A 25,695-nucleotide genomic window follows, 5' to 3' on the forward strand; every position below is an offset into this window, starting at 1 on the left:
CTGCGTGAACCCGTACGAGGCACTCACCGAGATCGCGACGCTGCTCGAACGCGAGCGGTCGTCGCGGTACAAGTCGAAGGCGTTCCGTGCGGCCGCCGACGCGATCGTGGGTCTCAGCGACGCAGAGCTGCGGGACACCGCGGCTCTGCGTCGCCGCAAGGGCATCGGCGACTCCACGCTCTCGGTCATCCAGCAGGCGCTGGCGGGCGAGGTCCCGTCCTATCTCGTCGATCTGCGGGAGCGCGCGGGCGGGCAGCGCGTCTCGACGCTCCGGCCGCTGCTGCGCGGCGACCTGCACTCACACAGCGACTGGTCGGACGGCCTGACCTCGATCGAGCTGATGGTCGCTGCGGGCAGGGCGCTCGGCCACGAGTACCTCGCGCTCACCGACCATTCGCCGCGCCTGCGCGTCGCCAACGGGCTCTCGCCCGAGCGCCTGCGCGAGCAGCTCGACGTCGTCGCGGGGATGAGCGGCGACGGCTTCACGCTGCTGTCGGGCATCGAGGTCGACATCCTCGAGGACGGCGCGCTCGACCAGGAGCCCGCGCTGCTCGGCGAGCTGGACGTCGTCGTCGCCTCGGCGCACTCGAAGCTGCGGATGGAGCGCGGCCCCATGACGCGGCGGCTCGTCGCCGCCGTCTCGAACCCCCACACCGATGTGCTCGGGCACGTGACCGGGCGGCTCGTCGAGGGGTCGCGCGGCACTCGCCCGCCGTCGACGTTCGACCCTCGGGCGGTGTTCGAGGCGTGCGAGGCGCACGGCGTGGCGGTCGAGATCAACTCCCGTCCGGAGCGGCAGGATCCGCCCGACGAGCTGATGACGCTCGCACTGGAGATCGGATGCCTCTTCTCCATCGATTCGGACGCGCACGCGCCCGGGCAGCTCTCCCTGCTGGACTACGGCGCCGAGCGCGCTGAGCGTCTCGGGGTGCCCGCGGACCGCATCGTGACCACCTGGCCGCTCGACCGCCTCCGGGAGTGGACGGGACGCGGCCGCAGCGCGTGACGCGCGCCGGCGCCCCCGGACGGCGAGGACGACGAGGATGACGAGGTCGGATCAGACCGTGTCGAGCGCGTCGATGATCCGCGTCATCGCGGCGCCCAGCGCCCACCGCTCGGCGAGGGCCGCGGCATCCGCCTTCTGCTGTTCATCCAGCGGCCGCAGGCGCGGATCGGGCACGTCGAGCTCGAGGTCGCGCACCACCGCCACGACCTGCGGTGCGACGGCGAGATAGGGGAGGCCGGCGAGCACCTTCGCGCGCACGCCGGCGGCCATGCCCTCGCCGCGCTCGGCCGCGGCGACGATGCCGTCGAGGTCGCCGTGCGTCGCCAGCAGCCCGGCGGCGGTCTTCTCGCCGATGCCGGCGACACCCGGCAGCCCGTCGGACGAGTCGCCCCGCAGCGTCGCGAAGTCGGCGTACTGCGAGGGCAGCACGCCGTACTTGGCGACCACCTGCGCGTCGGTGAGCACCTCGAGGTTGCTCATGCCGCGCGCGGTGTACACGACGCGCACGTCGCGCGCATCGTCGACCAGCTGGAACAGGTCGCGGTCGCCGGTCACGATGTCGACGGGCATCGTCGCGATCGTGGCGAGGGTGCCGATCACGTCGTCGGCCTCGTGCGCGGGCGCGCCCACGATCCGCAGGCCGAGGGTGTCGAGCACCTCGCGGATGACCGGCACCTGCACCTCGAGCGGGTCGGGCACCTCTTCGATGTCGGGTCCGCTCGCCACGACCTCGGCGACGCGGTGGGTCTTGTACGTGGGGATGAGGTCGACGCGCCACTGCGGGCGCCAGTCGTCGTCCCAGCACGCGACGAGGTGGGTCGGCCGGTAGGTCGTCACGAGCCGCGTGATGATGTCGAGGAACCCGCGGACCGCGTTCACCGGTGTGCCGTCGGGCGCCCGCACGGTATCGGGCACCCCGTAGAACGCGCGGAAGTACAGGGACGCGGAGTCGAGCAGCATGAGGCGGTCGGTCACGCGTTCATCCTGGCACGCGGCGCCGACGCCCGGAGCGACAGGGGTGCCGCGGGCGTCACCGGTCGTTCACCTCCCGGACCGGCGCCGGTCGCCCGTCGGCACCCGGACCGTTCACGTCGCGCGCCCACCGTGGGGAGACAGTCCTGAAGGCCCCGCGCGGGGCGCTGTCGCGAGAGGAGGCGCCATGGGCCGCGAAAGCGTGCTGGCGTGGGTCGAGTCGCCGCTGCAGCTCCTCGGCGCGGCCGAGTGGGCGGCGGCGCACGGCACGAGCGTGCCGGTGGCCGGCCGGCTCACGCCCCAGATCTCCGCGACGGCCGACGAGCTGCTCGCCCGGGGGGCACGCTTCGGCGAGCTGGCACCGTACCTCGGGATCCCGTGGAGCCTGCTGTCGCGGCACGGTCACTGGCTGGTGGGCGACGGCTTCTCGGGGCAGTTCCGCCTCGCGGCGACGGTGCTGCGGCCACACCGGATCACATTCCTCGACGACGGCGCGCAGGCCGTCGTCTACGCCGACTCGCTCCTCGGACGCCGTCCCTATGCGCGTCCGGGCATCGACGAGCGCGGGTTCACGACGGTCGTGGCGCCGCTCGCCGCCGAGCTCGTGCACCGGCGGGCCGCGTCGCGGCGGGCGGACATCTTCACGGCGTTCGACCTGGGGCCGGACCGCCTCGACGCTCTCGCCGACCGTGGCTTCGGCATCCGTCGCCACGACTTCTCGTGGACGCGCGCGACCGCACCGGCCGCACCCGAGCTCGGGCGGCGGATCGTGCTGGGCAGCGCGCTGCCGGTCGATGGCCGCATGCTGCTGGTCGACTACCTGCGCTGGGTGCGGGATGCCGCGGCCGGCGGTGCGGTCTATCTTCCGCATCGTCGTGAGACGGCCGAGCAGCTCGAGGCCGTCGCGACGGTGCCGGGCGTGCGGATCCATTCGACCGGACTCCCGGTCGAGCTGGTGCTCGCCGGCGCCGCCGGGCCGCTCGACGTGCACACGCTTCCGTCGAGCACGACGACGACGCTGCCGCTCGTGCTGGCGGGAACCGGGGCGGTCGTGCACGCGGGGCGGGCGCGCAGCTCGGTGCGGAGGGCCGCCGCATGAGCGAAGTCGTGGCGGTCATCCCCGCGCGCGGCGGCTCGAAGGGGGTCGTGCGCAAGAACCTGCAGAGAGTCGGCGGCGTGCCCCTCGTGGCGCGCGCCGTGTCGGCGGCCCGGCATTGTCCCGCGATCGACCGCGTCGTCGTCACCACCGACGACGGCGACATCGCGGCCGTCGCCGCGGAGTGGGGTGCCGAGGTCGTCGAGCGACCCGCCGAGCTCGCCGGTGACGAGGCGAGCTCGGAGAGCGCGCTGCTGCACGCACTCGAGGTGCTCGAGGAGCGCAACGTCGAGGTGGGGGTCGTCGTCTTCCTGCAGGCGACGTCGCCGTTCATCGACGTCGACGCGCTCCGCGGTGCGGTGCAGCTCGTGCGCTCGCGCCGGCGCGACAGCGTCTTCTCGGCGGTCGAGACCTACGGCTTCCTGTGGCAGAAGGGCGCCGGCGGTGCGGCCGAAGCCGTGAACCACGACGTCGACGTCCGCCCGCGGCGCCAGGACCGCGAGCCCCACTACCTCGAGACCGGCGCCTTCTACGTCATGCGGGCCGCCGGGTTCCGCGCGTCGCGGCACCGGTTCTTCGGAAGCGTCGGGATCGCGGAGGTCGCGCCGCGGACGGCCATCGAGATCGACACCCTCGACGAGCTCGAGCTCGCGCGGCGGATCGCCGCCCTCGCCGAGTCCGGCGCCCGCGAGCGCGCGATCCCGGTCGAGGCGGTCGTCACCGACTTCGACGGCGTCCACACCGACGACACCGTGCGCGTCGATCAGGACGGTGTGGAATCCGTCGCGGTCAGCCGGGCGGACGGCATGGGCGTGTCGCTGCTGCGGGCCGCCGGCATCCCGTTCCTCATCCTCTCCACCGAGGCGAACCCGGTCGTTGCCGCCCGCGCGCGCAAGCTCGGCGTCGACGTGCGCCAGGGGGCGGCCGACAAGGCCGCCGTGCTGCGGGAGTGGGCCGCTGAGCGCGGCATCCCGCTGTCGCGCATCGCGTATCTCGGCAACGACATCAACGACCTGGGCTGCCTCGACCTCGTCGGCTGGCCCGTCGCGGTGCCCGGCTCGCACCCGCTCGTCCTCTCGGCCGCCCGCGTCGTGCTCGACCGCCCCGGCGGGGCCGGCGCGGTGCGCGACCTCGCCGAGCGCGTACTGGCCGCGCGCGAGCCCCGCGACGACGCCGGCCGCCCTCGCACGGGCGAGGCGCCAGCCGGCCTCGACACAGCATCCGATCATCCCACCGCACCACTGGAGGCCTCATGACCGTCACCATCGGATCCCGCGTCGTCGGGGGCGGACGCCCCGCGTACGTCATCGCCGAGATCGGACTGAACCACAACGGCGACGTCGACCTCGCCAAGCGGCTTATCGACGTCGCCGCCGACGCCGGCGCCGACGCGGTGAAGTTCCAGAAGCGCACGCCCGAGATCGCCACGCCCGAGCACATGCGCGACATGCCGCGCGATACGCCGTGGGGACGGATGTCGTACCTCGACTACCGCCGCCGGGTCGAGTTCGACCGCGAGCAGTACATCGAGATCTCGGACCACGCCCTGCTGCGCGGGCTCGAGTGGTTCGCGTCGCCGTGGGACGTGCCGAGCGTCGCCTTCCTCGATCACCTGGGCGTCGTCGCGCACAAGGTCGCCTCGGCCTCGCTCACCGACGTCGAGCTGCTCGAGGCGCTGCGCGACTCGGGCAAGCCCGTCATCCTTTCCACCGGCATGTCGACGATCGAGCAGATCGACGCCGCCATCGACATCCTCGGCACCGACCGGCTCGTGCTCATGCACGCCACCTCGACGTACCCGATGGAGCCCGAGGAGGCGAACCTGCGGATGATCCCCGCCCTGCGCGAGCGGTTCCCCGGCGTGCCGGTCGGCTACTCGGGGCACGAGCGCGGCCTGCAGATCTCGCTCGCCGCGGTCGCGCTGGGCGCGGTCGCCGTCGAGCGGCACATCACGCTCGACCGCACGATGTGGGGATCCGACCACGCGGCCTCGCTAGAGCCCGCGGGCCTGCAGCACCTGGTGCGCGACATCCGCGTCATCGAGGCGGCCCTCGGTGACGGCGTCAAGCGCGTCTACCCGGGCGAGCTGGCGCCGATGGCGAAGCTCCGCCGCGTCCCGGCGTGAGGCGGGTTCCGCCCGGCGCCCCGCGGCCGCGCGTCGTCGCGATCGCCGACACCGACTCCTACGTGAAGTGGGCGGCGGCGCTCGTCGGCGGGGTGGGGGAGCGGTGGGATGCCTCGCTCCTCGTGCTCGAGACGCCCCTCGTGGTGAGCGATACGCAGCTGGAGGCGGCGCTCCGCGGCAGCGGGCTGCCCAGGAACCGCGTGGAGCGCGTGACCTACGCCCGGCTTGCGGCACGGGTCGCGGAACTGCGCGCCGACGCCGTCGTGATCGGCGCGCGCGGCCCGCTGGTGCGGGTGCTCGCGCGGGAGCTCGCGGCGCTCGATCCGCGGCCCGTCGTCGTCACCGGGCTTCCCGGCATCTCGATCCCCGCGACCCGCAAGGCCGTCGTCTACCGACTACAGGCCGACCTCTTCGTGGTGCACTCCCGCCGGGAGGTTCGGGAATTCGGTGCGCTGTCAGCACGCACCGGCTATGCGCACCGCTACGCGCTCGCGACGCTGCCCTTCGCGCGCGGCGCGCGGGTGGCCGGAGGGGTGCCGGTCGGCGGCCCCGACGCCACCCGGACCGACCTGGTGTTCGCGACCCAGGCGAAGGTGCCCGCCGAGCGGGCCGACCGGCTGCGGGTGGCCCGGCTGCTCGTGCGCGCCGCGGCGGCCGACCCCTCGCGGCGCGTGGTCGTGAAGCTGCGCGCGGCGACCGGGGAGCATCAGACCCACGCCGAACAGGACTCCTACCCCGAACTGCTCGCCTCGCTCGGCCCGCTGCCGGCCAACCTCGTCACGTCGACCGGATCGATGCACGACGCGCTCGCGACCGCCGAGGGCCTCGTGACCGTCAGTTCCACGGCGGCCATCGAGGCGATCGCGGGCGGGATCCCGGTCATCGCCCTCGACACCTTCGGGGTGTCGCCGCAGCTCATCAACGAGACGCTCGCCGACGCCGACCTCCTCGCGGGCGAGGATGACGTCGTCGCGCGGCGGTTCCGGCATCCGGATCCGGAGTGGCTCGACGACAACTACTTCCACGCCCCGCAGGCCGACGACTGGGTCGACGGCGTGGAGGACCTGCTGGCGCAGCGCGCGACGGGCACGCTGCCCTCACGCTCCGCCTTCCCGCGCCGCGGCGGCGCGCTCCGCGACGCGTGGGAGCGCAGGATCGCGCTGGGGCGCAGCGACACGTCGGCGGCGGGCACGGCGGCGTATGTCGTCGGGCTTCCGCTGCGGACCGGCGTGCGGCTCATCGAGCGCGTGCGCCGGGCGGCGTCGCCGGCCGTTCAGCAGCCGGGACCGCGGGCGTCCTCGGCGCACGTGCGGTCGACCAGCGCCGTGCGCACCTCGACCACGCGGACGTCGTAGCCGCCTGCCTGCGCGCGGACGACCCCGGGGACCGTGCGCCATGTGCCGTTTCCGAAGTCGACGGATGCCGCGTACTCGACGGTCACCGACACGCCGTAGGTGCCGCGCCCCGAGTAGACGTGGCTCGTGGCGGTCGGGGTGAACTGCCCCTGACCGAGGCGCGCCCACGATGCCCCGCCCGACGCCGCGCGCGAGGTGGTGCCGTCGCCGTGGTCGAAGACGAAGGCGGTCGGCACGAAGCGGACGGTGACATCCCAGCCCAGCACAGTGCCGGGGAGGCGCTCCTCGGATGCCGTCGCCAGCAGGTTCGTCGGCATGCCCACGACGCCGAAACCCGCCGGCTCGCCGCCCACCGCCGGCGACGACGGACGGAAGGACGCGAGGTCTTCGAGGGTCAGGTCGGGCAGGAGGCCGACGCTGTAGTCCTCGCACCGGTCGAGCACCCCGCAATCCGGCTGAGCGGGCTCAGAGGGGGCTGACGCGTCGCCCTGGGAGTTCGGTTCGCGTGAGGTATTCGACTCTCCGCCTGGATGCGATTCAGTCTCCTTGCCCGAGACGATCACTTCGTCATCCGTCGCGTATGAGCAGAGTCCTGCCTGCAATTGCGTAGCCGAGCAGCCATTGGGTGGTGACGCGACGAATGTAGGTGCGACAGTAAGGAGTGCCGCGAGCCACAGCCCCGCGGGTTTCAACATGTCTGATCGCTCGCAACGGAACTGTCGCTGATCGCCAGCTGGTCGCCAACACGGACAAAGGCCACATCAAGCGCGAACACTTCAGGACGATCGGTGGGCGTGACGTCGATTCCGTTGTCGTCAACGAGTCGGGACTCCGAGACGTCTAGGCAGACGATGGCTGCGATCTCCGCCAGGTTGCCCGACGCCCGTGCGCCGGCAAATCGGGCGACCGTGGCCGTTCCGACGATCGCACGGCCCTCTTCCTCGAGAAGCCGCTGAGTATCAAGCTCGGCCTCAAGCGCGTCCTCGATCAGATAGTCGGTGGGATCCGGTTTGGCCGCCGGGTCGGCATGCCGTGCGTTGAGCGCGTCGACGTAGGCCCGGTACGTCTCCTCCGCGGCGGCGAACGCCTCGTCCTCCGTCGCGAACGCCGATGTCGGCGTCGGCGTGGGCTCGGCCGGCTCCTCCGGAGCACAGGCGACGAGGGCGAACAGCAGCGCGGCGCTGAGCGCCGCGGCCGCCACCCGAGTCCTCACGGCCCCCACGCTAACCGGTGACGCCTGCGCGCCCGCGGACTTATCCACAGCCGGCATGGAAGAAGCCGGCGATCACGACCGGGGGGTCTCGGATCGCCGGCTCCGGGCGGGTCGTTGAGACCGCCCCTCGTGCCCTCCGGGTCGGGCACGAGGAGCGGTCCCGGGCGACGCATCGCCGCTTCGAGATTCGCGATTCCGGAGATCGGGCCTCCCCGTCGCGCGATGAACCCAGGTTCCCAACGCGACCTGGGAAATCTCTATGGCCTGACCACATGCCCGCCGCATGCTGGCCGTGCAGCCGCTGTGCTGTCATCATGGCGGCATGACCACCCTCGCCCGACGGACCACCCTCGCCCTCGTCCTCTCCGTCGCCGGTCTCGCGGCCCTCGCCGGGTGCGCGTCCGCCGATCCGGTCGTCGCCCCGGTCGTCCGCGACGTCGGCGAGCTGCAGGGAGAGACCGTGGAGCTGCAGGTCGGTCAGGTGCTCGACATCGACACGGGCGACCTCGCGGTCGACAGCTACCGCGGCCTGGTCGAGGACCCCGCCGTCGCATCGTTCACCCCCGGTCGGGAGACGGGGGGCACCATCTACAACCCGGGGGTCGAGGGGATCGCGGAGGGCACGACGACGGTGGTGCTGTCGAATGACGACGGTGGCATCGAGGACGTCACCTTCACGGTGGAGGTCTCCGACTGATGCGGCACGGCTCCGGCTGCGGTGCGGCATCCGGGCGTATTCTCGTGCGATGACCTCCGCCGCGAGCCGGATCGAGCTTCGGGCGCTCCTCGATGAGCTGCACGAGGCCGCCACGGCGCGCATCGCCGCGATGGACGAGACGCTGGCCGAGCTCCGTGCCGACCGCGGCGCAGACGTCGCCGATGACGAGCACGATCCCGAGGGCGTCACGCTGTCGGGCGAGTGGGCGCGCGCGGTCGGGCTCGAGGAGGCCGCCCGACGCGAGATCGGCGAGATCGACGAGGCTGTCAAGCGCTGGGAGGCGGGCACCTACGGCGTGTGCGTCGACTGCGGTCGCGGCATCCCGATCGCCCGCCTGCGCGTGCGGCCGTTCGCCACGCGCTGCGTGTCGTGCGCCGAGAAGGCCGGCGCCTGACGTGTCGTTCGGGGCCGCGGCATCCCGTGCCGTCCCGGACGGCTTCGCGCGCGTGAACGCCGGCGATCCCTGTCCGTGCGGAAGCGGTGATCGCTTCGACGGATGCTGCGCCCCCGTGCTGCACGGAACGCCGGCGCCGACCGCCGAGCGGCTGATGCGCTCGCGCTACTCGGCGTTCGTGGTCGGCGACGCGCGCCATCTGACCGCGACGTGGCACCCCGGCACGCGTCCGGAGGAGCTGACCCTCGACCCCGCACAGCGATGGACCGGGCTGGAGATCCTCGACATCGATGCCGGCGGCGAGGACGATACGCGCGGCGTGGTCGAGTTCCGGGCATCCTGGCGTCAGGGGCCGCACCGCGGGGTGCTGCGGGAGCGCAGCCGCTTCGTGAAGCGGAGCGGGCGCTGGTGGTACCTCGACGGCGAGATCGATCCGTCGTGACCGGCCCGGGGGTGTGCGCACGCCGATAGCGTGACATGCATGACCACTCAGGCTGAGAAAGCACAGACCCTCGCCCGCCTGCACGCCGCGCCCGAGATCCTCCGCGTCGTCAACGTGTGGGACGCGGTGTCGGCGAAGACCGTCGCCGCACTGCCCGAGACGCGGGCCATCGCCACGGCCGGGCACTCCATCGCCGCGACCTTCGGCTACCCCGACGGGGAGATCCCGCTCGATCTCACCCTCGACATGGTGGGCCGCATCGTGGAGGCGGCCGGCGACCTGCCCGTGACGACCGACCTCGACGACGGCTACGGCGACGCCGGCGAGACCGCCCGTCGGGCCATCGGCAAGGGCGTCGTCGGCGCCAACGTCGAGGACCGGCTGCGCCCGCTCGACGAGGCCGTCGCAGCCGTTGCGGCGATCGTCGCCGCCGGACAGGCGGAGGGCGTGCCGTTCGTCCTCAACGCCCGCACCGACGCCTTCGTGCGCGCCGGCAAGCGTCCCGTGGAGGAGTCCATCGCCGACGCGATCGAGCGGGGCCGCGCCTTCCTCGACGCCGGCGCCGACCTCGTTTTCGTGCCCGGCATCCTCGACGCCGACGTGACCCGGCAACTGGTCGAGGGGATCGGGGAGCGCAAGGTCAGCGTCATCGGCCTGCCCGGAGCGCTCCCGGCCGCCGAATACGAGGCGCTCGGCGTGGCCCGCATCTCGTACGGGCCGATGGCTCAGCGCGTCGCGCTGACGGCGCTTCAGGATCTCGCCGCCGACCTCTACGGCGACGGCGTCATCCCCGCGAGCACGCGCGCCCTCAACTGAGGCGCCGCGCCCGGCGACCTCGCCCTGCCCGCGGGAATCCCCGCGGGCAGGGCGACGTTGTGCCGGGCATGGAACCCGTCGACCCCGCACCCGTCGACGTGGTCGTGATCGGCGCGGGCCAGGCCGGACTCTCCGCCGCGTACCATCTGCAGCGCCGCGGTTTCGTGCCGCTCGGCCGCGCCGCCGCGGGCGAGCAGACGTTCGTGGTCCTCGACGCCAACCCGCGACCCGGCGGCGCGTGGCAGCACCGCTGGTCGTCGCTGCGCATGGCCACGGTCAACGGCATCCACGAGCTGCCCGGGTTCGCGGTGCCGCCGGCGGATCCCACCGCAGCGAGCCGCGACATCCTGCCCGCCTACTTCGCCGAGTACGAGGAGCGGTTCGCCCTCGACGTGCTGCGGCCGGTCAGCGTCAGGGCGGTCCGCCGCGCCGACGACGACCCCGCCGGCCGGCTCCTCGTCGAGACCGACCGCGGCACGTGGGCCTCGAGGTTCGTCGTGAACGCCACCGGCACCTGGACGCGGCCCTTCTGGCCCCGCTACCCGGGTCAGGAGCGCTTCCTCGGTCGCCAGCTGCACGTCGCGGACTACGTCTCGGCCGACGAGTTCCGCGGCGAGCGCGTCGTCATCGTCGGTGCCGGGGTGTCGGGGGTCCAGCTGCTGGACGAGATCTCGCATGTCGCCGACACGTTCTGGGTGACCCGGCGCGAGCCGGAGTGGATCGAGGACGACTTCGACATCCCCGCCCGGGTCGCCGCGATCGCGGGCGTCGAGGACCGCGTGCGCCGCGGCCTGCCGCCCGGCAGCGTCATCTCGGTGACGGGCATGCACTGGACGCCGTGGGCGCGCGCCGCGCAGCGCCGCGGCGTGCTGGTGCGGCATCCGATGTTCTCCACGATCGAGGAGCACGGCGTGCGCATGCCCGACGGCACGTTCGAGCCGGCCGACGTCATCCTCTGGGCCACCGGCTTCCGCCCGGCGCTGGATCACCTCGCGCCGCTCCGGCTGCGCACCCCCGACGGCGGCTTCCGGGTCGAGAACGGGCGGTCGCTCGACGAGCCGCGGCTGTTCCTCATCGGCTACGGCCCGTCGCAGTCGACCGTCGGCGCCAACCGCGCCGGACGCGACGCCGTGCGGGCGATCGTCGCCGGAAGCGCCGCGCTCGCCGCCTGAGGTCGTCAGCGGGGCGCGATCGCGTCGAGGAGCAGGTCCAGCGCGGCGTGCGCGGCCGCGCGCGCCGCGGCGTCCCGTGGCTCGGCTGCGAGCCACAGCGCCGCCTCGTTCATCGCGCCGCTCAACTGCTGGGTGAGCGCGGGGATGAGCTGCGCCGGAACCGTGCCCAGTGCGGCGATCGCCTCCGCGAGCTCCCGTCCCGAGGCAGCGGCGTCGAGTTCGCGCCACTGCGCCCATCCCAGCGCGGCGGGCGCGTCGACCAGGAGAACGCGTGCGGCCCGATCGTCGGTGATGGCGTCGAGGAACGCATGGCTTCCGGTGCGCAGCTGGGCTGCGGCATCCGTCTCCTTCTCCGCCTCCGCGACGACGCGCGCCGCGATCTCGGCCTGCAGGCTCTCGGCGACGGCGTGGAAGAGCCCGAGCTTGCCGTCGTAGTGGTGGTAGACGGCGCCGCGCGTCACGCCCGCGCGCCGGGCGATGTCGTCCACGGACGTGGCGGCGAAGCCGTCGGCCGTGAAGCGCTCGCGAGCGACCTCGCGCACGCGGCGTGCGGTCTCGGCGGCGTCGGCGGCGCTCGCTCGGGGCATGGTCTTCCTTTACGTACGCAGTGTATGTATCGTTCTGTTGCAAACATAGCGTATGTAAAGGAGCCTCCGATGGAGACCATGACGAGCTTCTACCCGGTGGTGATGACGACGGATGCCGCAGCCGCCGCGCGATTCTTCCGCGAGCATCTCGGATTCGAGGAGACCTTCGCGGCGGACTGGTACGTCAGTCTCGCGCGCGACGGAGCGGAGCTGGCGTTCCTGGTGCACGACCACGAGACGATCCCCGACGGCTTCGCCCGCGTCGCCGGCGGGATCCTCCTCAACGTGGAGGTGGACGACGCCCGCGCCGCCTACCGCCGCCTCGTGGAGGACGCCGGCCTGGAGTGCGCGCTCGCGCTCCGAGACGAGCCGTTCGGGCAGCGCCATTTCATCCTCGTCGCGCCCGGAGGAATCCTGGTCGACGTCATCGAGCCGATCGAACCGTCCGAGGAGTTCGCCGGGGCCTTCGCATGAGGCCGCGCCCGACCCTTCTCGGCTCGGCGACCTAGACTCGTGCCGTCGAGATCGCCGGGAGGTCGAGAGATGAGCGTCGCGCGAGAGCTGTTCCGGCGCAAGCCCGTGACGCCGCCCGCCTCGTCGCCCGGCGGACTGACCCGCGGCATCGGCACCTTCCAGCTCGCGATGCTCGGCGTCGGCGCGACCGTCGGCACCGGCGTGTTCTTCGTGATGCACGAGGCCGTTCCGCTGGCGGGGCCCGCCGTGCTGCTGTCGTTCCTCGTCGCCGCGATCGCGGCGGGGCTGTCGGCGGTCTGCTACGCCGAGATGGCGTCCGCCGTGCCCGTGTCGGGATCGACGTACTCGTACGCCTACGTGACACTCGGCGAGATCGTCGCGATGGGCGTCGCCGCCTGCCTCATGCTCGAGTACGGCGTGTCGACCGCCGCGGTCGCGTCGGGATGGAGCGGGTATCTCGACCGCCTGGTCGGCGACCTGTTCGGGTGGGAAATCCCCGCCGCCCTGTCGGCCGGGCCGCTGGAGGGCGGCATCGTCAACCTGCCCGCGGTGGTGCTCGTGGGCCTGTGCGCCGTGCTGCTCATCCGCGGCACCCGCGAGTCGGCGACGGTCAACGCGGTGATGGTGATCATCAAGCTGGGCGTGCTGCTCATGTTCGGCGCCATCGCGATCACGGCCTTCCAGGCCGACAACTTCGCGGACTTCGCACCGCACGGCGCTGCCGGCGTCACCGCCGCCGCCGGCACGATCTTCTTCACGTTCGTCGGCCTGGACGCTGTCTCGACCGCCGGCGACGAGGTGCGCGACCCGCAGCGGTCGCTGCCGCGCGCGATCCTCATCGCCCTCGTGACGGTGGTGGCCGTGTACCTCTTCGTCGCCATGGCGGCAGTGGGCGCCCAGCCGTGGCAGGACTTCGAGGATCCCGAGCAGCAGAGCGCCGGTCTGGCGGTGATCCTCAGCGACGTGCTCGGGGCGCAGTGGCCGGCCACCGTGCTCGCCGCCGGTGCGGTGGTCTCGATCTTCTCGGTGACCCTCGTGACGCTGTTCGGCCAGACGCGCATCCTGTACTCGATCGGGCGCGACGGGCTGCTCCCGCGCGCGTTCGCACGCGTCGACCCGCGCACTCACACCCCGGTCTTCTCCACCGTGGTGGTCGCGATCGCGGTGGCGGCGCTCGCGGGGCTGATCCCGCTGTCGAGCCTGTGGGATCTCGTCTCGATGGGCACCCTCGTGGCGTTCATCGTGGTCTCGGTCGGCGTGATCGTGCTGCGGCGCACCCGGCCCGATCTGCCGCGGGCGTTCCGCGTGCCCGGCTACCCGGTGACGCCGGTCCTGTCGATCCTGGCGTGCGCGTACCTCATCACCGGACTCGGGTGGTCGACCTATGCGTGGTTCGGTGCCTGGGTCGCCGTCGTGCTCGCCTTCTATCTGCTGTGGGGCCGGCGGCACAGCCTCCTCGCGCGCGGGGATCGGGCGACGGATGCCGCTCCCGCCGCGTCCTCGCAGCCGCCCCGCGGCGAGGGGCCCGAGGCGGGCGCTTAGGCTCGGACGCGTGACGACGCTCCTCGCCGTGCTCCTCTTCCTCAACGCCGCCTTCAACGTCCTGGTGTGGCCGACGTTCTACCGCCGCGTGGCGAAGGACCCGCGAGCACGCGATGCGCAGGGGCGGCCCACCCGCTTCCTCGTGGTGCACGGCGTGCTCATCGGCATCGCACTCGCGCTGGCCGCGGCATCCGTCGTCGCGGGCGTCGCCGCGCTCGTCGCGTGACGCTCGCCGACGACCACCCCGGGTAGCGTGGAGAGTCCGACGGAAGGAACCCCATGGCCCGCATCCTGATCTTCGGCGGACACGGCAAGGTCGCGCTGCTGCTCGAGCCGCTCCTGGTGGCGCAGGGCCACACGGTGACCGCCGTCATCCGCAACGCCGCACACGAAGCCGAGGTCGCCGCGACCGGCGCGCAGCCGGTCGTCGCCGACGTGGAGATCCTCGACCTCGACCAGCTGACCAACCTCATCGCGGGCAACGACGTCGTCGTGTGGTCGGCGGGGGCGGGCGGCGGCAACCCGTCGCGCACCTACGCCGTCGATCGCGACGCCGCCGTCCGCTCGATGGACGCCGCCGCGGCGGCCGGGGTCCTGCGATACGTCATGGTGTCGTGGATCGGCTCCCGCGCCGACCACGGCATCGATCCCGGCGACGGCTTCTTCGCGTACGCCGACGCCAAGTGGGCGGCTGACGCGCACCTCGCGGCGAGCGCACTCGACTGGACGATCCTCGCTCCGGGCACCCTGACGCTCGACCCGCCCACGGGCCGCATCGAGGTGGATCCCGACGGCCGCGGCGAGATCGCGCGGGCGGACGTCGCCGCGGTGATCGCCGCCGCGATCGCCGACGACCGCACCATCGGGCGCACGATCCGCTTCGGCGGCGGCGACGAGGTCATCGGCCACGCGATCGCCGGCTGAGACCGCGCCCGGCTGTGCCCGGCTGCGCTCGGCTGAGGCCGCGCTCGGTTGCCGGCTGAGCCCCGAGCTCGATCACGCCCGGCTGCGCCCGGCTGCGCTCGGCTGAGCCCCGAGCTCGGCCGCCGGCTGCGCCGCGCCGCGCCGGCCGCGCTCAGTCCTCGCTCGAGTGCAGTCCGCGGCGCGCGGACAGCAGCGTGACCTCGGGGTGCTCGGCGACCAGGCGCTCGGCGTTGTCGAGCACATCCCGCACATGCGACGACCCCGAGGCCACGATCGACACACCGATGCGCGCGCGACGGTGCAGGTCGTGCTCGCCGACCTCCGCGGCCGCGGCCTCGGTGCGGCGGCTGAGGTCGGCGATGAGCGGGCGCAGCACGCTGCGCTTCTCCTTCAGCGAGCGGATGTCGCCCAGGAGCAGGTCGAACTCGATCCAGCCGATCCACATGGGTCCATCGTGGCAGGGCCGGCGCGGCGCGAGCGGCCCTAGGCTCGACTCATGCTCGCCACCGTCATCCACGCCGCCCGCGACATCCGCGTCGAGACCGTCCCCGACCCCGTGCTGTCCACCGGCGCCGACGCGATCGTGCGCGTCGTCGCCGCCTGCGTGTGCGGCTCCGACCTGTGGCCGTACCGCGGTGTCACGCCCACGAAGGAACCGCACCGCATCGGCCATGAGTTCGTGGGCGTCGTCGAGGAGGTCGGCGCCGAGGTGCGCAGCATCGCGCCGGGAGACTTCGTCATCGCCCCCTTCTACGTCTGCGACGGCACCTGCGCCAACTGCCGCAACGGCGTCAGCACCTCGTGCCTGAACGGCGGCTGGTGGGGGAGCGACGACCGTTTCGGCGGCTTCGCCGACGGCGGGCAGGGCGAGCGCGTGCGCGTGCCGCTCGCGGACGGAACGCTGGCGGTGGTGCCCGGACCGGTGGCGGATGCCGAGATCCCGGGCCTGCTGACACTGAGCGATGTGATGGGCACCGGCCACCACGCGGCGATCTCCGCGGGGGTCGGCCCCGGCGACGCGGTCGCGGTCGTCGGAGACGGCGCTGTCGGGCTCTGCGCGATCATCGCCGCGAAGCGCCTGGGGGCGTCCACGATCATCGCGATGTCGCGCCACCCGCAGCGTCAGGCGCTCGCGCGCGACTTCGGTGCGACGCACATCGTGGAGGAGCGCGGCGATGCCGGCATCGAGGCGGTGCGCGCGCTCACCGGCGGCATCGGCGCCGACCGCGTGCTCGAATGCGTCGGCACGAAGGAGTCCATGGACCAGGCGCTCCGCTCGACGCGCCCCGGCGGCATGGTCGGCTACGTCGGCGTGCCCAACGGCGGCCCCGAGCTGCCGGTGCGCCAGATGTTCAACCGCAACGTGGGCGTCAACGGGGGCGTGGCCCCGGTGCGCGGGTACATCGAGGAGCTGCTGCCCGACGTGCGGTCGGGGAGGATCCAGCCCGGCCGCGTGTTCGACCTCGAGCTGCCGCTGGCAGAGGCCGCCGAGGCGTACGCTGCGATGGACGAGCGGCGCGCCACCAAGGTGCTGCTGCGGCCGTGAGCGCGCCGCGCGGCGCGACGGGATCGCGACGCGCCCGCGCGCCTGCGCGCGTTCCGACGATCGTGCGGTAGAACATCAGAAGTCGAAGGGATCCCCGACCGTGAAGATCGTCAAGCGCATCGTGCTGGTGCTCGTCATCGCGTTCGCGGCGTTCTACCTGATCACACGCCCGCAGGACGCGGCCAACGCGGTGCAGGGTGCGGTCGGCGCCGTCTGGGGCGCGGGGGCCGCCGTGGTCGACTTCTTCATGGCGCTCGCTGCGGGCTGAGCATGTTCGATCCGCGGATCGAGAAGCACCTGATCGCCGACCAGGGCGAGCGCGTCGTCGACGAGGTGCGCAAGCACTGGGCCGCCACCGTCTCGGCCGTCCTCGAGCTGTTCGGCGGCATCATCGTGGTGCTGCTCTCCTTCTCCGTGCCCGCACAGGCGTGGTGGGTGCCCGCCGTACTCGGCGCCGCGGTGGTGGGTCACGCGGTCTGGCGCTTCTTCGAGCAGCATCTGGATCGCTTCGTCATCACCAACATGCGCGTGTTCCGGGTGCACGGCATCCTGTCGCAGCGCATCGCCACGATGCCCCTCACCCGCATCCTCGACATCTCGGTGCACAAGCCCGTGGTGGGCCGGATCCTCGGCTACGGCCACTTCGTCTTCGAGTCCGCCGCGCAGGAGCAGGGGCTTCGCGACATCCGGTACGTGGGCGATCCCGACCGGCGCGGCCTGACCATCCAGCGGGTCATCCAGCAGGCGGGTCTGCGCGGCGCGGCGGGCCGCGCCGACCAGCTCGGCGGTGCGCCGGTGATCCTGCCGAAGCGGGAGGCGGCGGCATCCGTCACCGTCGCCGATCCGGGGTACGACAGCCAGCCCACCGCCCCCGTCCCCGAGGTGCGCGCGGCGCCTGTGCCGTCATCGGGCTGGGACTGGCTCGCCGACGCGCAGCGCCGCGAGGACGAGCGCCTCGCGCAGCTGCGCGGCGAGGCCGCGCCGGCGAAGACTCCCTTCGATCCGGACCGCACCAGCACCGCGCCGATCGATCTTCCCCGCTGAGCATCACGGTCACCCGCGGGGGTCGGATCGGGGCGGTCGGGAAGATCGCGGCGAACCCCGGCGTTCTGTTACCCTGGAGTGTCACTCGTGTGGCTGTTTCGCCACGCCTGAGTTCCGGTTCGCGCCGGTGACCGGATCCGCAAGGGTCCGAGTGGCATCGCAAGAAAATCCGCTTCGCCTCGGCTGGAGGCATCCGTTCGCGCTCGCGCGGCCGGCTGCCGGTGAGAGCTGGGGCCCGAGTACCCAACCCAACAAGGACAACCCACTACATGACTACCGCAACGACCGCCCCGGCCACCAAGCAGGTCGCGATCAACGACATCGGATCTGCTGAGGACTTCCTGGCCGCGGTCGAGAAGACTCTGAAGTTCTTCAACGACGGCGACCTGATCGAGGGCACCGTGGTGAAGATCGACCGCGACGAGGTCCTCCTCGACGTCGGCTACAAGACCGAGGGCGTCATCCCCTCGCGCGAGCTCTCCATCAAGCATGACGTCGACCCCAACGAGGTCGTCAAGGTCGGCGACGAGGTCGAAGCCCTCGTTCTCCAGAAGGAGGACAAGGAAGGCCGCCTCATCCTCTCCAAGAAGCGCGCCCAGTACGAGCGCGCGTGGGGCGACGTCGAGAAGATCAAGGAGAACGACGGTGTCGTGACCGGTCAGGTCATCGAGGTCGTCAAGGGTGGTCTCATCGTCGACATCGGCCTCCGCGGCTTCCTCCCGGCCTCGCTCATCGAGCTGCGCCGCGTCCGCGACCTCACGCCGTACCTCGGCCAGGAGATCGAGGCCAAGATCCTCGAGCTCGACAAGAACCGCAACAACGTCGTGCTCTCGCGCCGCGCCCTGCTCGAGCAGACGCAGTCCGAGTCGCGCACCACGTTCCTCAACAACCTCCACAAGGGCCAGGTCCGCAAGGGCACGGTCTCGTCGATCGTCAACTTCGGTGCGTTCGTCGACCTCGGTGGCGTCGACGGTCTCGTCCACGTCTCGGAGCTCTCGTGGAAGCACATCGAGCACGCGTCCGAGGTCGTCGAGGTCGGCCAGGAGGTCACCGTCGAGATCCTCGAGGTCGACCTCGACCGCGAGCGCGTCTCGCTGTCGCTGAAGGCGACGCAGGAGGACCCGTGGCAGGTCTTCGCCCGCACGCACGCGATCGGCCAGGTGGCACCGGGCAAGGTCACCAAGCTCGTTCCGTTCGGTGCGTTCGTGCGCGTCGCGGACGGCATCGAGGGCCTGGTGCACATCTCGGAGCTGTCGGGCAAGCACGTCGAGCTCGCCGAGCAGGTCGTGTCGGTCGGCGAAGAGGTCTTCGTCAAGATCATCGACATCGACCTCGAGCGTCGCCGCATCTCGCTCTCGCTCAAGCAGGCGAACGAGTCGGTCGACCCCAACGGCACCGAGTTCGACCCGGCCCTGTACGGCATGGTCACGGAGTACGACGAGAACGGCGAGTACAAGTACCCCGAGGGCTTCGACCCCGAGACGAACGCCTGGCTCGAGGGCTTCGACGAGCAGCGCGAGAAGTGGGAGCAGGAGTACGCGGCTGCCCACGCTCGCTGGGAGGCCCACAAGGCCGCCGTCGCCAAGGCGCTCGAGGCCGAGGCGAACGCCCCGGTCGAGACCGGCGCGTCGTCCTACTCGTCCGACAGCGGCCCCGCGGGCACGCTGGCCGACGACGAGGCCCTCGCCGCCCTGCGCGAGAAGCTCTCGGGTCGCTGATCCTGAGCTGAGCGCCTCGGTTCTCTGAAGAACCTGGTTCCGAAAGGGCCGTCACCTCCGGGTGACGGCCCTTTCGCGTACCCGGCTGCGAGTGCGTGGGTCGCGGTGTCGGCGGTGCCGGGTACCCTCCCGATGTGCCCGCGAACCCCCCTGCCCGCCGCTGCCTGGTGGACGATGACGGATGCCGCGGCACGGTGCCGGCCGACGCGCCGATGCCGCTCTGCGAGATGCACCTCGCGGTGGCCGCGGACTGGGGTGCGGCCGAGTACGGCGTCACCGACGTGCTCCCGGCACCGTGCCGGCTGTGCGGCTCGCGGCTCGGCACCCGCTACGCGTCGGGGTGGTTGTGCGCCGTCTGCGAGTGGAGGTACGGCGACATCCCCGATGACGACATCGCACCGCCGCGGGTCGACGTCGTGTACTACCTGCGGTACGCCGACCGCATCAAGATCGGCACGAGCGGCAATCCGAGGCAGCGGTTCGGCGCGATCTGGCACGACGAGCTGCTGGCATTCGAGCGCGGCGGACGCGCGCTCGAGCAGCGCCGGCACATCCAGTTCGCGGCTGATCGATTCGCGGGCACCGAGTGGTTCCAGGCCTCCGAGGCGCTGGTCGCGCACGTCGCGGTGCTCGCCACCGGGATCGACGACCCCTGGGAGCTCCACGCGCGCTGGCTGAGCGAGGCCCTCGCCGCACGCGGCTGATTCGTACGCTGTGGGAGAACGGGCGTCAAGCCTCAGCGGGTTCAGAGGATCCGCGCCTACGGTGTGATCCACCCGCACCCCTCAGACGACGGAGCAGACATGGGATTCCTCGACCGACTCTTCGGCGGCTCGGACGATGCGCGGCAGAGCCCGCCCGTGCCACAGAACCCGTACGGTGCCCAGGCGCCGGGCGGGCATGCTCGGGGGACGCAGAGCCCCGGCATGCAGCCGCCGCGCAGCGAGGACGAGATCGCGATCGAGCGCTACCGGTACCTGCTGAGGACCGCGCCGCCCGAGACCATCGAGCAGGTGCACGCCGAGGCGTTCGCCAAGCTCACCGAGCCGCAACGTCAGCAGGTGCTCGCCGACCTCTCGGCCGGTCTCCCGCAGTACGAGCAGCCGCGCTCGACCGACCCGCAGACCCTGGCCCGAGCCGCCACGCGCGCCGAGTATCAGAATCCCGGGTTCATGGAGCGGACGCTCGGACCCCAGCGCCAGGGCGGCGGACCCTCGTTCGGCTCGATGCTGGGCTCGTCGATCCTGGGCACGGTCGTCGGGTACGTCATCGGCTCGGCGCTGGTGAGCTCCTTCCTGGCGCCCGGCCTCGCGTACGACCAGGGCTACCAGGACGGCTCGGGCGCCGAGGACGGCTCGGGCGACAGTGGTGCGGAGGCCGGTTCCGACGCCGGCGCGGACGCCGGCGCCGACTCGGGTGCCGGCTGGGGCGGCGACCCCGGCTCGGGCTGGGGCGGCGACGCCGCGGCAGGCGACATGGGCGGCTTCGGAGACTTCGGGGGCGGCGACTTCGGGTTCTGAGCCGGTGCGCCGGGCGCGCTGACGCGCGTCCGGCACCGCCGGCGCCCCGCCGTCTCGCCGCTGCCGCGGCGCCGTCCGGCGAGCGCGCCGTGTCGCACCGGCCCCCGGCATCCGTTACCTTCGCGGTATGACCGCCGCGACGCCGGGCCGACCGCGCGTGTCCACCGTGCGCGCGCGCCTGACCGGTACCGCGCCGGAAGGCGCCGATCGCACGCGCGACCGGACCGCGATGCTCAACCAGCTGCTGCTGGCCGCGGTCGTCTTCGTGCTCGGCGTGCTGGTGGCGGTCGGGCCGTTCGTCGGCGACCCGGTGCTGTTCTTCGCGGGCGTCGTCGTGGTGGTGGCGGTGACCGCCGCGACGCTGATCGTGCCGTGGAAGAGCCTGTCCTACGGGTGGGTCGCCGTCGTGCCGGCCGTCGACATCGTCGCCATCACGTTGATGCAGATCGCGGCGCCCGACACCGTCCTGGGCCTGCTCTGGATCTTTCCGACGACCTGGCTCGCCGCGGGGTTCGGGATGCTGGGGCTGTTCGGCGTGATCGTCGCGATCGCGGGCATCGTCAGCGTGCTCACCGCGCTCAGCGCGACCGAGGTGACCTACCGCACCTTCCTGCTGCCCCTCGTGCTGTTCGCGGTCGCTGCGACGAGCCACCTGAACGCGCGGCGTTCCGATGCGCAGCGGATGCTGCTGGCCAAGCAGTCCGAGCTGCTGCGCAGCATCCTGGCGCGAACCCGGCGTCAGGAGCAGGTGGTCACGGAGGTGCTCGACGCGGTGGACTTCGGTGTCGTGCGCATCGGCGCCGACGGGCGCGTCGCGATCACCAACGACGCCCACGGACGTCTTCAGCAGGGACTCGAGCCCGACGACGGGGCGGAGGTGCCGGCGTTCCGCGACGACGGGAGCGCGCCGCTCCCGTCGGACGAGCTGCCCCTCGAGCGGGCGCGGCGCGGCGAGGCTTTCGACGACCAGATCGTGTGGTTCGGCGTGGAGCCGGGACCGCGCCGCGCGCTCACCATCACCGCGCGGAGGATCACCGACCCCGACGGCGGCGATGCCGGCGCCGTCGTGATCTCGCGCGATGTCACCGCCGAGCTGACCGCGCTGCGCGCCCGCGACGAGCTGGTCGCCTCGGTGTCGCACGAGCTCCGCACCCCGCTCACCTCGATCCTGGGCTACCTCGACCTCGCGATCGAGGACCCGGACACGCCCGATGACGTCCGGGCCGGCCTCGACATCGCCGAGCGCAACGCCGAGCGGCTGCTGCGCATCGTCGCCGACATCCTCGCGGCCTCGAGCTCGTCGCCGACGTCGGTCGAGGCATCCCTCACTCCGCAGCTGCTGGATGCGCAGGATCTGGTGCGGGCCGCAGCCACCGACGCGCTGCCGCGTGCCGCGGCCCGGGCGATCAGCGTCGACACCACGGGGCTGGAGCCGGCGACGGCGTGGGCCGACCCGCTGCGGCTGCGGCAGGTGCTCGACAACCTGATATCGAACGCGATCGCGTACAACAAGGACGGCGGCACGGTGTTCGTGGGCACGACGAGCGACGGCGCCTCGAGCTGGATCCTCGTGCGCGACACCGGGGTCGGGATCTCGGACGCCGACCGCTCACGGCTGTTCCAGCGGTTCTATAAGGCGGGCGGCGAGCGCCGCGCGGGCACGGGCCTGGGTCTCGCGATCACGCGCGACATCGTGCGGGCGCACGGCGGCGATCTCGCCCTTCACAGCGCGCCGGGAGTCGGATCCACGTTCATCGTCAAGCTGCCGGCGGTCGCCCCGGAAGGAGATGCGGAATGAGCCTCGACCTCACCTCCGTGCTGGTCTTCACCGCACTGGTCGTCAACGTGAGCGGGGTGCTGTTCATCCTCGAGACGCTGCTGCGCCGCGACGAGGGCGCCGGTCGCATCTGGTCGGTCGCGTTCCTCGGCGCCATGCTGACCACGCTCGCCTACACGGTGTGGATCCGGATCGACGGCGCGTGGTGGGCCGTGGCCGTCGGCAACGCCGCCTTCGTCGCCGGGACGGGCTGCATGTGGCTCGGATGCCGCCGCTTCAACGGACGGCGCATGCGCTGGTCGTCGCTGCTCGTGGCTGCCGCCGTGCTGGCCGCCGGTGTCGCGGTGGCGGTCGAGGGTCCGGGCGGCGGAGACTGGGCCGGCGCGCTGTGGATGTTCGTGCCGCTGCTGGTGTTCGCCGGCGCCGGCTCCGTCGAGTGCCTCCGCGGCGAGATGCGCGAGTCGCGCACCGCCTGGGTGCTCGGCGCCGTGCTCGGCTTCCAGTCGCTCTACTACGTCTCGCGCACCACCGCGTTCGTCACCTCCGGGCCCGACAGTGCGCTGTTCGAGGCGGCTTTCGGCACGATCAGCACGAGCTTCCTGACGGTGACGCTCACGATCGTCGCGGTCGTGGTGACCTCGGTCCTGCGGGCGAGCCGCGCGCCGATGCGCGGCTACCTGCGCGACGCGGTCACGGCGGACGTGGCGCACGGCATCGTCGGCGACGACTCGTTCGCGCTCGTCCTCGACGGCTTGTGCAGCCGCGCGGCCGCACGCGGCGAGACGGTGGCGGTCACGGCCGTGCGCCTGGACGACCTCGACCAGATCTCGACGGCCTTCGGCAGCGACGTCGCCGGATCGGTGGCCGCGACGTGGCGCACCGGGGTGCGACGCTATGCACCGACCAACGCCGTGGTCGCCGAGGACGGCCCGACGGGCCTGATCCTGGGCCTGGCCGTCGCCTCCGCACAGGACGCCCGTCGTCAGGCCGGGGCGATCTACCGCGGGCTGTTCGACGAGCTCGGCAAGGTCGGCGGGGGAGTGATCCCCGTCGTCGGCGTGGGCGTGGCGCTCAGCGAGACCGTGGGCTACGACCCCGCCGAGCTCGTCCGCGTCGCGCGCGAGGCGGCGAGCCGTGCCGCCGCCAACGTGGAGACGTCGGTGCTCGTCGACGAAGGGTAGCCACGGCATCCGTCCCTCCGCAGCTGGTCACCGGCGGCGGGATCGTGACAGCGGGAGGCCGGTGCGGGTCACGGCGGTCACGCCGTGAGGCGGTAGCCGACGCCGCGGACCGTCTCGATCCACCTCGGCTGCGAAGGCGACTCGCCGAGCTTGCGGCGCAGATTCGCCATGTGCACCTCGATCGCGCGGGCGTCGCTGTCGGAGACGAAGTCGCTGACGGCGTACTGGTCGCCGCGCAGCATGAGGGCGAGATCGGACTTCGCCCGGACGCGCCGTCCCGCCACCAGCAGGTCGGCGAGGATGTCGAACTCGCTGCGCGTCAGCTCGACGTCCTCGCCGTCGACGGTGACGAGGTGGGTCTCGGCGTTCAGGCGCAGGCCGTGGTGCTCGAGCCACACGCCGTCGGACGGGGCGGATGCCGCCGGCTCGGCGTCGTCCGAGGGTGCGACGTGGCGCGGCCGGCGCAGCATCGCGTCGATGCGCGCTCGCAGCTCCCGCGGGCGGAACGGCTTGGCGACGTAGTCGTCGGCGCCGGCCTCCAGACCCTGCAGCGCGTCGATCTCCTCGGTGCGTGCGCTCAGCATCACGATGTACGTCGAGCTGATCGCGCGGATGCGCTTCGCGGTCTCGAATCCGTCCATGCCGGGCATGTTCACGTCGAGCGTGGTCACCAGGGGCCGGTGCTCGCGGACCAGGTCGACACCGTCCGCGCCGTTGGCGGCGCCGTGCACGTCGAATCCCGCCTGGGCGAGAACCGTGGACAGGAGAGAGCGGATGTCTTCCTCGTCCTCGATCACCACCGCGACGCGCGATTCCTCCACCGATGCACCCCCCGGATCCGCTGTTGCGGAGGACGGATCCTGGACGTCGGTCATGATATCCCAGAACGCGGTCCGGAACGGGTGCGCGGGAGCACTCATCAGCAGGACGACCCGGACCGGCGGCGGGCGACGAGGCCCGGCTCGCGTCCATCCGGCGTCCCGCCGGAGAGACAGGCCGCGCGGAGGGCGGGAGATCTCCCCACATCCCGCCCCGCGCGCGTCCTCGGTGCACGGACCTGAGCTGCAGTCGTCCCCACGCGCGCAGCTCGTCCGCACCTCTGGACGATCCCTCCGCACCTGGCGTCGCTCGGACGCGCGATGCGGTGTGTGCGGCGGGGCGGCCAGTCGTCGAACGCCACGATGTCGCGTTCGCCTTCCATGTCCGCCCCTCCCCAGTTCCGCACGGTGTGGATCTGTCCTTCGGGTGCCCCCGACGCTACCGTCGACCCCTCAACACCCGCTCAAGCGCTCCTCAGGAACCGCACAGGCTTGGCGAGGGGGTGCCGAGCGCGGCGGGGCCGTCCTGCGCGCGCGGCGGGACCGGCATGGCATGCTCGATCCATGCCGCTCGTCGCCCTCACCGGAGGCATCGCCTCGGGAAAGTCCACGATCGCCCGCCGTCTGGCAGAGCACGGCGCCGTCGTCGTCGACGCGGACCAGCTCGTGCGCGAGGTGCAGCAGCCCGGCTCGCCGGTGCTGGCCGCGATCGCGGAGGCGTTCGGAGAGCGGATGCTGCAGCCGGACGGATCATTGGACCGCGCGGCGCTCGGCGGCCGGGTGTTCGGTGACGAGGCGGCGATCGCGCAGCTGAACGCGATCGTGCATCCGGCGGTGCGCGCGGAGTCCGCGCGCCGCTTCGCCGAGGCCTTCGCTGCCGATCCCGAGGCGGTGGTCGTCTACGACGTGCCGCTCCTGGTGGAGGCCCGTGTCGGAGATCCGTGGCAGCTCGTCGTCGTGGCGCACGCCCCGTCCGAGGTGCGCGGCCGGCGCCTGGTAGAGCTGCGCGGGATGACCGAGGCGGATGCCGCCGCCCGCCTGGCCTCGCAGGTCTCGGACGAGGCGCGGCTCGCGGTGGCCGACGTCGTGATCGACACCTCCGGCACGCTCGCCGACACCGAGAGGCAGACCGACGAGCTGTGGGACCGCCTCGCGGAGCACGTGTCGCGGCGCGCGTCCCGCGCGGACGAGCACGCGACGGGCGTCTGATCCCGGGTATTTGTCCGTACCCTCCGTCCGCCGCCCGGCGTAGGCT

29 protein-coding genes are annotated in these 25,695 nt (G+C 72.6%); 23 read left to right on the forward strand and 6 right to left on the reverse strand.

Annotated features, from left to right (window positions below; all coding sequences use genetic code 11):
* The first annotated feature begins 4 nt into the window (after positions 1–4).
* Positions 5–1,006: a PHP domain-containing protein gene (locus IM770_RS00895; protein ID WP_203579259.1), complete on the forward strand. Its 1,002-nt coding sequence runs from the start codon at positions 5–7 to the stop codon at positions 1,004–1,006.
* A 51-nt stretch (positions 1,007–1,057) separates the two neighbouring features.
* On the opposite strand, the gene IM770_RS00900 is transcribed toward IM770_RS00895, so the two are convergent.
* Positions 1,058–1,981, reverse strand: a complete 924-nt coding sequence (locus IM770_RS00900; protein WP_203579260.1) for a 5'-3' exonuclease — start codon at positions 1,979–1,981, stop codon at positions 1,058–1,060.
* Between the two features lie 184 nt (positions 1,982–2,165).
* Between IM770_RS00900 and IM770_RS00905 the strand changes: the two genes are divergently transcribed.
* Genes IM770_RS00905 through IM770_RS00920 form a run of 4 tightly spaced genes read left to right on the forward strand, consistent with a single transcriptional unit; the run spans position 2,166 to position 6,554 of the window.
* Positions 2,166–3,077, forward strand: a complete 912-nt coding sequence (locus IM770_RS00905; RefSeq protein WP_203579261.1) for a hypothetical protein — start codon at positions 2,166–2,168, stop codon at positions 3,075–3,077.
* Positions 3,074–4,330, forward strand: a complete 1,257-nt coding sequence (locus IM770_RS00910) for an acylneuraminate cytidylyltransferase (RefSeq protein ID WP_203579262.1) — start codon at positions 3,074–3,076, stop codon at positions 4,328–4,330. Before IM770_RS00905 ends, IM770_RS00910 begins: the two co-directional genes overlap by 4 nt.
* A complete protein-coding gene (locus tag IM770_RS00915) occupies positions 4,327–5,199 on the forward strand; it encodes an N-acetylneuraminate synthase family protein (RefSeq protein WP_203579263.1) in 873 nt (290 codons plus the stop codon). The genes IM770_RS00910 and IM770_RS00915 overlap by 4 nt, the downstream gene beginning before the upstream one ends.
* Positions 5,196–6,554 carry a DUF6716 putative glycosyltransferase gene (locus IM770_RS00920; RefSeq protein WP_203579264.1) on the forward strand — a complete coding sequence of 453 codons (1,359 nt, stop codon included), beginning with the start codon at positions 5,196–5,198 and terminating at the stop codon, positions 6,552–6,554. Before IM770_RS00915 ends, IM770_RS00920 begins: the two co-directional genes overlap by 4 nt.
* Here IM770_RS00920 and IM770_RS00925 read toward each other — a convergent pair.
* On the reverse strand, positions 6,473–6,997 hold the full coding sequence (locus tag IM770_RS00925) for a hypothetical protein (RefSeq protein WP_203579265.1): 525 nt from the start codon (positions 6,995–6,997) through the stop codon (positions 6,473–6,475). The two genes, IM770_RS00920 and IM770_RS00925, sit on opposite strands and share 82 nt — an antisense overlap.
* A 245-nt stretch (positions 6,998–7,242) precedes the next feature.
* A complete protein-coding gene (locus IM770_RS00930; protein ID WP_203579266.1) occupies positions 7,243–7,767 on the reverse strand; it encodes a hypothetical protein in 525 nt (174 codons plus the stop codon).
* A gap of 322 nt (positions 7,768–8,089) precedes the next feature.
* On the opposite strand from IM770_RS00930, the gene IM770_RS00935 reads away from it, so the two are divergent.
* From IM770_RS00935 to IM770_RS00955, 5 genes are all read left to right on the forward strand, one after another.
* A complete protein-coding gene (locus IM770_RS00935) occupies positions 8,090–8,464 on the forward strand; it encodes a hypothetical protein (protein WP_203579267.1) in 375 nt (124 codons plus the stop codon).
* Between the two features lie 49 nt (positions 8,465–8,513).
* Complete coding sequence (locus IM770_RS00940) at positions 8,514–8,879, forward strand: TraR/DksA family transcriptional regulator (protein ID WP_203579268.1); 366 nt, start codon at positions 8,514–8,516, stop codon at positions 8,877–8,879.
* A 115-nt stretch (positions 8,880–8,994) separates the two neighbouring features.
* Complete coding sequence (locus IM770_RS00945; protein ID WP_307785331.1) at positions 8,995–9,321, forward strand: YchJ family protein; 327 nt, start codon at positions 8,995–8,997, stop codon at positions 9,319–9,321.
* Positions 9,322–9,360: 39 nt separating this feature from the next.
* Complete coding sequence (locus IM770_RS00950; protein ID WP_203579270.1) at positions 9,361–10,137, forward strand: isocitrate lyase/PEP mutase family protein; 777 nt, start codon at positions 9,361–9,363, stop codon at positions 10,135–10,137.
* 68 nt (positions 10,138–10,205) lie between these two features.
* Entirely contained in the window at positions 10,206–11,309 is a 1,104-nt protein-coding gene (locus IM770_RS00955; RefSeq protein WP_203579271.1) for an NAD(P)-binding domain-containing protein, read from the forward strand.
* 5 nt (positions 11,310–11,314) lie between these two features.
* Here the strand turns inward: IM770_RS00955 and IM770_RS00960 are convergent, their stop codons facing one another.
* Entirely contained in the window at positions 11,315–11,896 is a 582-nt protein-coding gene (locus IM770_RS00960) for a TetR/AcrR family transcriptional regulator (protein ID WP_203579272.1), read from the reverse strand.
* Positions 11,897–11,965: 69 nt separating this feature from the next.
* On the opposite strand from IM770_RS00960, the gene IM770_RS00965 reads away from it, so the two are divergent.
* The 4 genes from IM770_RS00965 to IM770_RS00980 all read left to right on the forward strand — a co-directional run bounded on the left by IM770_RS00965 (position 11,966) and on the right by IM770_RS00980 (position 14,836).
* Complete coding sequence (locus IM770_RS00965; RefSeq protein ID WP_203579273.1) at positions 11,966–12,370, forward strand: VOC family protein; 405 nt, start codon at positions 11,966–11,968, stop codon at positions 12,368–12,370.
* Between the two features lie 69 nt (positions 12,371–12,439).
* Entirely contained in the window at positions 12,440–13,912 is a 1,473-nt protein-coding gene (locus IM770_RS00970) for an APC family permease (RefSeq protein ID WP_203579274.1), read from the forward strand.
* Between the two features lie 10 nt (positions 13,913–13,922).
* Positions 13,923–14,138 (forward strand): SCO4848 family membrane protein, encoded by a 216-nt coding sequence (locus tag IM770_RS00975; protein WP_203579275.1) that lies wholly within the window; start codon positions 13,923–13,925, stop codon positions 14,136–14,138.
* Between the two features lie 53 nt (positions 14,139–14,191).
* Entirely contained in the window at positions 14,192–14,836 is a 645-nt protein-coding gene (locus IM770_RS00980) for an NAD(P)H-binding protein (RefSeq protein WP_203579276.1), read from the forward strand.
* Between the two features lie 151 nt (positions 14,837–14,987).
* On the opposite strand, the gene IM770_RS00985 is transcribed toward IM770_RS00980, so the two are convergent.
* Positions 14,988–15,281 (reverse strand): DUF503 domain-containing protein, encoded by a 294-nt coding sequence (locus tag IM770_RS00985; protein WP_203579277.1) that lies wholly within the window; start codon positions 15,279–15,281, stop codon positions 14,988–14,990.
* Positions 15,282–15,332: 51 nt separating this feature from the next.
* Between IM770_RS00985 and IM770_RS00990 the strand changes: the two genes are divergently transcribed.
* From IM770_RS00990 to IM770_RS01025, 8 genes are all read left to right on the forward strand, one after another.
* Positions 15,333–16,382: a zinc-dependent alcohol dehydrogenase family protein gene (locus IM770_RS00990; RefSeq protein WP_203579278.1), complete on the forward strand. Its 1,050-nt coding sequence runs from the start codon at positions 15,333–15,335 to the stop codon at positions 16,380–16,382.
* A 100-nt stretch (positions 16,383–16,482) separates the two neighbouring features.
* Positions 16,483–16,650, forward strand: coding sequence for a hypothetical protein (locus IM770_RS00995; protein WP_162564212.1), 168 nt, complete (start codon positions 16,483–16,485; stop codon positions 16,648–16,650).
* 2 nt (positions 16,651–16,652) lie between these two features.
* Complete coding sequence (locus IM770_RS01000) at positions 16,653–17,426, forward strand: PH domain-containing protein (RefSeq protein ID WP_203579279.1); 774 nt, start codon at positions 16,653–16,655, stop codon at positions 17,424–17,426.
* A 269-nt stretch (positions 17,427–17,695) separates the two neighbouring features.
* Complete coding sequence (gene rpsA, locus IM770_RS01005) at positions 17,696–19,144, forward strand: 30S ribosomal protein S1 (RefSeq protein ID WP_109209313.1); 1,449 nt, start codon at positions 17,696–17,698, stop codon at positions 19,142–19,144.
* 212 nt (positions 19,145–19,356) lie between these two features.
* A complete protein-coding gene (locus IM770_RS01010) occupies positions 19,357–19,848 on the forward strand; it encodes a GIY-YIG nuclease family protein (RefSeq protein ID WP_239065666.1) in 492 nt (163 codons plus the stop codon).
* Between the two features lie 99 nt (positions 19,849–19,947).
* Entirely contained in the window at positions 19,948–20,664 is a 717-nt protein-coding gene (locus IM770_RS01015) for a hypothetical protein (protein WP_239065598.1), read from the forward strand.
* A gap of 127 nt (positions 20,665–20,791) precedes the next feature.
* Positions 20,792–22,462: a sensor histidine kinase gene (locus IM770_RS01020; RefSeq protein WP_203579281.1), complete on the forward strand. Its 1,671-nt coding sequence runs from the start codon at positions 20,792–20,794 to the stop codon at positions 22,460–22,462.
* Positions 22,459–23,622 (forward strand): hypothetical protein, encoded by a 1,164-nt coding sequence (locus IM770_RS01025; protein ID WP_203579282.1) that lies wholly within the window; start codon positions 22,459–22,461, stop codon positions 23,620–23,622. Before IM770_RS01020 ends, IM770_RS01025 begins: the two co-directional genes overlap by 4 nt.
* A 77-nt stretch (positions 23,623–23,699) precedes the next feature.
* Here IM770_RS01025 and IM770_RS01030 read toward each other — a convergent pair whose 3' ends face one another.
* Positions 23,700–24,443, reverse strand: coding sequence for a response regulator transcription factor (locus IM770_RS01030; RefSeq protein WP_307785332.1), 744 nt, complete (start codon positions 24,441–24,443; stop codon positions 23,700–23,702).
* Positions 24,444–25,004: 561 nt separating this feature from the next.
* Between IM770_RS01030 and coaE the strand changes: the two genes are divergently transcribed.
* Positions 25,005–25,649, forward strand: coding sequence for a dephospho-CoA kinase (gene coaE, locus IM770_RS01035; protein ID WP_203579284.1), 645 nt, complete (start codon positions 25,005–25,007; stop codon positions 25,647–25,649).
* Positions 25,650–25,695: the final 46 nt, after the last annotated feature.

Origin of the sequence: Microbacterium hibisci (assembly GCF_015278255.1) — a bacterium.
Classification (GTDB): domain Bacteria; phylum Actinomycetota; class Actinomycetes; order Actinomycetales; family Microbacteriaceae; genus Microbacterium; species Microbacterium hibisci.

Coding starts and splice junctions, on each gene's coding strand:
- IM770_RS00905 (WP_203579261.1), top strand. CDS start 2,166: ATGGGCCGCGAAAGCGTGCTGGCGTGGGTCGAGTCGCCGCTGCAGCTC.
- IM770_RS00910 (WP_203579262.1), top strand. CDS start 3,074: ATGAGCGAAGTCGTGGCGGTCATCCCCGCGCGCGGCGGCTCGAAGGGG.
- IM770_RS00915 (WP_203579263.1), top strand. CDS start 4,327: ATGACCGTCACCATCGGATCCCGCGTCGTCGGGGGCGGACGCCCCGCG.
- IM770_RS00935 (WP_203579267.1), top strand. CDS start 8,090: ATGACCACCCTCGCCCGACGGACCACCCTCGCCCTCGTCCTCTCCGTC.
- IM770_RS00940 (WP_203579268.1), top strand. CDS start 8,514: ATGACCTCCGCCGCGAGCCGGATCGAGCTTCGGGCGCTCCTCGATGAG.
- IM770_RS00950 (WP_203579270.1), top strand. CDS start 9,361: ATGACCACTCAGGCTGAGAAAGCACAGACCCTCGCCCGCCTGCACGCC.
- IM770_RS00955 (WP_203579271.1), top strand. CDS start 10,206: ATGGAACCCGTCGACCCCGCACCCGTCGACGTGGTCGTGATCGGCGCG.
- IM770_RS00960 (WP_203579272.1), bottom strand. CDS start 11,896: ATGCCCCGAGCGAGCGCCGCCGACGCCGCCGAGACCGCACGCCGCGTG.
- IM770_RS00965 (WP_203579273.1), top strand. CDS start 11,966: ATGGAGACCATGACGAGCTTCTACCCGGTGGTGATGACGACGGATGCC.
- IM770_RS00970 (WP_203579274.1), top strand. CDS start 12,440: ATGAGCGTCGCGCGAGAGCTGTTCCGGCGCAAGCCCGTGACGCCGCCC.
- IM770_RS00980 (WP_203579276.1), top strand. CDS start 14,192: ATGGCCCGCATCCTGATCTTCGGCGGACACGGCAAGGTCGCGCTGCTG.
- IM770_RS00985 (WP_203579277.1), bottom strand. CDS start 15,281: ATGTGGATCGGCTGGATCGAGTTCGACCTGCTCCTGGGCGACATCCGC.
- IM770_RS00990 (WP_203579278.1), top strand. CDS start 15,333: ATGCTCGCCACCGTCATCCACGCCGCCCGCGACATCCGCGTCGAGACC.
- IM770_RS01000 (WP_203579279.1), top strand. CDS start 16,653: ATGTTCGATCCGCGGATCGAGAAGCACCTGATCGCCGACCAGGGCGAG.
- rpsA (WP_109209313.1), top strand. CDS start 17,696: ATGACTACCGCAACGACCGCCCCGGCCACCAAGCAGGTCGCGATCAAC.
- IM770_RS01010 (WP_239065666.1), top strand. CDS start 19,357: ATGCCGCTCTGCGAGATGCACCTCGCGGTGGCCGCGGACTGGGGTGCG.
- IM770_RS01015 (WP_239065598.1), top strand. CDS start 19,948: ATGGGATTCCTCGACCGACTCTTCGGCGGCTCGGACGATGCGCGGCAG.
- IM770_RS01020 (WP_203579281.1), top strand. CDS start 20,792: ATGACCGCCGCGACGCCGGGCCGACCGCGCGTGTCCACCGTGCGCGCG.
- IM770_RS01025 (WP_203579282.1), top strand. CDS start 22,459: ATGAGCCTCGACCTCACCTCCGTGCTGGTCTTCACCGCACTGGTCGTC.
- coaE (WP_203579284.1), top strand. CDS start 25,005: ATGCCGCTCGTCGCCCTCACCGGAGGCATCGCCTCGGGAAAGTCCACG.